The 3,776-nt window shown below is 63.4% G+C and carries 5 protein-coding genes; 2 read left to right on the top strand and 3 right to left on the bottom strand.

The features are described 5' to 3' along the window. Positions 1-392 (top strand): hypothetical protein (locus ACRDUX_RS30435; protein ID WP_526419494.1); only part of this gene is annotated, 392 nt, incomplete at its 5' end. Here ACRDUX_RS30435 and ACRDUX_RS30430 read toward each other — a convergent pair. The 3 genes from ACRDUX_RS30430 to ACRDUX_RS30420 form a co-directional block, all read right to left on the bottom strand. Next, on the bottom strand, positions 336-1,340 hold the full coding sequence (locus ACRDUX_RS30430; protein ID WP_526419492.1) for a pirin family protein: 1,005 nt from the start codon (positions 1,338-1,340) through the stop codon (positions 336-338). The genes ACRDUX_RS30435 and ACRDUX_RS30430 overlap by 57 nt on opposite strands. A 234-nt stretch (positions 1,341-1,574) precedes the next feature. Next, positions 1,575-1,970 (bottom strand): hypothetical protein, encoded by a 396-nt coding sequence (locus ACRDUX_RS30425; RefSeq protein ID WP_526419490.1) that lies wholly within the window; start codon positions 1,968-1,970, stop codon positions 1,575-1,577. 375 nt (positions 1,971-2,345) lie between these two features. After that, positions 2,346-3,023, bottom strand: a complete 678-nt coding sequence (locus ACRDUX_RS30420; RefSeq protein ID WP_526419488.1) for an NADPH-dependent FMN reductase — start codon at positions 3,021-3,023, stop codon at positions 2,346-2,348. Positions 3,024-3,434: 411 nt separating this feature from the next. Here ACRDUX_RS30420 and ACRDUX_RS30415 point away from each other — a divergent pair. Further along, positions 3,435-3,776: cation:proton antiporter domain-containing protein (locus ACRDUX_RS30415; protein WP_526419486.1), on the top strand; the 342-nt coding region annotated here is incomplete at its 3' end.

Genomic DNA, 3,776 nt, shown 5'->3' with positions numbered 1-3,776 from the left:
GTGTGCAGGTGGTGATGCACAACACGCTGGCCGCCAGCGACTACGCGCTGCTGAACGAAAACGACTTCACCCCAAAGCCCAACTATTGGGCCGCCCTGCTGTGGCATCGGTTCATGGGCTCAACGGTGCTGGATTCCGGCGTACCGATCCAGCAGGGACTGCACCTGTACGTTGGCACTCCCAATGGCTGCGCAGCGGTACACCCTCGATGCCAACAGCTCGATGATCCAACGGTGCGTCTCAACGGTCAGCCCCTCGGCCTGGGAGCCGACGATCCGCTGCCGGCGCTGACGGGCGCCACTACCGAAGCCGGGGACCTTCACTTCGCACGTTGTTCAGATCCCGGTGTTTTCGGTGCGCACGGGACTGGGATCGGGCACATGGGGCATTAGCGCGTTCGGCGGGATCTCGCCGAACAGGCCAGCCTGAAAGTCCTCGAGGGCTTGTCCGAGTTCAGCTTTGGTGTTCATGACGAACGGTCCGTAGGCCTCGACGTGTTCACCGATGGGTTGACCGCCCAGCACGAGCAACTCGAGGGTGGGGCTGCGGGAGTCCTGGTGATCGTCGCCGCGCACCTCGAACCAGTCGCCGGCCCCGAGCACCACCAGCTGGCCGCTGTGGATCGGCCGCCCTTCGGTGCCGACGCGACCGGACCCTGCCAAAACGTAGATGAGTGCGTTGAAGGAGGGGTTCCAGGGCAATTGCAGCTGCGCCCCGGGTGAGATCGTCGCGTGGAGCAGGGTGATGGGCGTGTGCGTCGACCCTGGCCCGTGGTGTCCACCCACTTCGCCGGCAATGACACGCACCAGCGCGCCCGCATCGGCGGACGCGATCAATGTCACCGCAGCTGCTTCGATGCTCTGGTATGCGGGGGCGATCATCTTGCTTTTCGCGGGGAGGTTTACCCACAGTTGCACGCCGTGGAATAACCCACCCGACACCACCAAGTCCTCGGGCGGTGTCTCGATGTGCAGGATTCCGGCTCCAGCAGTCATCCATTGGGTGGCGCCGTCCTCGATCATTCCGCCGCCTCCGTGCGAATCCTGGTGCTGGAAGCGGCCGTCGATCATGTAGGTGACGGTTTCGAATCCGCGGTGCGGGTGCCACGGCGTGCCCTTGGGCTCACCGGGCGCGTACTGCACCTCGCCCATCTGATCCATGTGGACGAACGGATCGAGGTCGGTGCGTGCGACTCCGGCGAAGGCGCGGTGCACGGGGAAGCCCTCACCTTCCAGGCCGGTCGGTGCTGTCGTCACGCTCAGCACGGACCGTTCGCGGGAATCGGCCGTCGGGTGGTCGAGGCGGGGGACGCTCAGATAATCGGTTGTCACAGCCGGCATGGGGACGCTCCATCCGTGAGAGGGCGTCGATGACGATGGGCGCCCGTTAATTTCATCAAACGCGCAGGGTGACGCGAGCGCAAGGTGCTGGTAGTCCTCCTTTTCTTATCGCCGCGCACACGAAGCGGCCATACGAGTCAGGCGCACCGCAATTGACGCACGACGTGACGAACTGGTGCACCGGCGCGACATCGGGCTGCTGCCCGTGCGGCCGACCCGAAGCCGCCTCGCTCGTTATTCTCGACCGGTTTCCGACTCCGGATGTCTGATCGTCTCTCTGAGCCGACGGTTCTTCATCGGCTCACGCTCTGACAGGTGGCGGTCAATCTGACTGATCAGTTCGCGCTTGGCTTCGCCGAGGGCGCGCGTCAGGTCTTGGTCAGCGGCGTTTGCCACCAGTGGGGGAAATCCCGGCAGCGTCGTGCGCACCGTGACGCTCTGTTCCTTGCCGCCGCGATCATGCAACGAGACTTCCACGTCGACATCGTCGGCATTCCATCTGCCAAGGTGTGGCCCAAGCGCCGACAACGTCTCGCGGACGTAGGGATGCTCCCGTTCGGTGAAGCCCGCGCCAACATGTATTACGCGCTCGTCGAATTCGTCTTGTCGATCGTCGCCGGCTTTGTTCATTTGACCTCATCTCCCGGGCTCACGCCTTCGACGGTAGACCCGTTCGCCGACGGTGCGTGTCGAAATTCTGAAGAGCTGACCCGCCCGGCCGGTCGACGCGGCGAAACTGTCGGTCAGCTGGCAATCCCAGCCTCGGAAGTGGCGAACCTTGACGCTGCGGGATCGGCAGGACCACGATCAATGCCACGCGATTCATACGGGCCCATGCACCGATGAATCGTTGCCGGCATCGGTGTAGCACCTACCCAGCGTCGAAGCTGGGACCGATGGCGTCGAACTCCGGAGCCCAGGAGCTGGATGAGCCTGTCCAGGAAGTGATTTCGGAGGGCACCGAGGGTCATACTTGGCGGATGACCCGGGGGTCGCTCGGCGCGCTCAACCCTCTCGCGGGACAACAGTGAGAACACGGGTGACGAACACGTCGAACGCCGTCATGAAATCGCGAAGGAAAGTCTCGGTGGCCTGCTCGGCGACTTCACCGTCGTCTGTGATCATTCCTGGCGTGAACTGGATGTAGGCCTCCGGCGCGCCCATCTGTGGTGAGTCGCAGAAGCCCAGAACGCTCCGCAAGCTCTGTTGCGCGACAGCCGTTCCGATCTTGCCAGGCGATGCTCCGATCACTGCAGAAGGCTTGTGGGCGAAAGAGTTCGTCCCCCACGGACGACTGGCCCAATCGATGGCGTTCTTCAGGCTGCCGGGAATGCCGCGGTTGTACTCTGGCGTCACGAACAGTACGGCGTCCACGGCTGCGATGGCTTCCTTGAGAGCACGGCCCGGCGGTGGGTAATCGTCATCGAAGTCGTGGTTGTACAACGGAAGCTCGCTGATCGAAATCTCCACGAACGACAGACTTTCCGGGGCCAGACGGATCAGCGCTCTGGACAGGATCCGGTTGATCGACTGGGTGGAGAGGCTGCCGACGAAGTAGCCGACGGTATAGGTGCTCATTGCTTTTCTCCTGTCGATGCCGTGCACATCGTGCTGGACCGAATTCTCGCCGCGGCCGGCGCTGTCACTGTTCGGCACAAACCGCATTCCTCTCACGAGCGCCATCCCGACCGACCCTACTTAGATAGGCTCGGCGAACCTTCCGACCAACAACGCCGAGAGTAGGCGCGTCCGCGGCGTCACGTAACCCTTGATCCTTGATTTGCCAGGCAGGCCAAAGCCATGACTACTACGGGTCTCGTGCACGCGGTTCGCCGCGGCCGTCTGAATTGCCTCGGAGCCAACGTGATTGGGCTGTGGGGCACGTTGACGGCGCGGCGCTCAGTCGTCGTTCGGTAGGCATCGGCACCCCGCATTGTGGTGACGGTCTGCATGATTCCCGTTTTGCTCACCACATACCAGCGCCTGCAATCCAGTGACGCAGGCACGGTTCAATGAACCGAAGGTCAGCTCGGCTGCTCCTGCGGCCGTGAACGACGCCGCCTCCACGCGTCTGATATCGGGCAGACTGATGCGGTGCGGGTGGAGACGGCGTTGTGGTTCGTGCTCGCTGCCGTCGCACTGATTGTCGTGGTGCGCTGGATAGGCCAGCGGAGCGGGCTGCCGGCCGCGGCGCTTCTCACCTTGGTCGGCATCGGCTATGCCCTGCTGCCCGGCCCGAATATCAGCCTCGATCCTGAGTTCGTGCTGACCTTCATATTGCCGCCGTTGCTGTACAACGCCGCACTGGGTTCCTCATTGCTCGCGATACGCCGCAATCTGCGCACGATCATCAGCCTGTCGGTGGTCTTGGTTCTCGTCACAGCTGTGGTGGTCGGTGTCGGCTTCGCGTTGTTCGTCGGCGGCGCGACGTTGGCC

It is taken from the genome of Mycobacterium sp. (assembly GCF_050701675.1).
Taxonomy (GTDB): Bacteria; Actinomycetota; Actinomycetes; order Mycobacteriales; family Mycobacteriaceae; genus Mycobacterium.
Note: the sequence above shows the minus strand (reverse complement) of the source record. Positions and strands in the feature narration are given on the sequence as shown.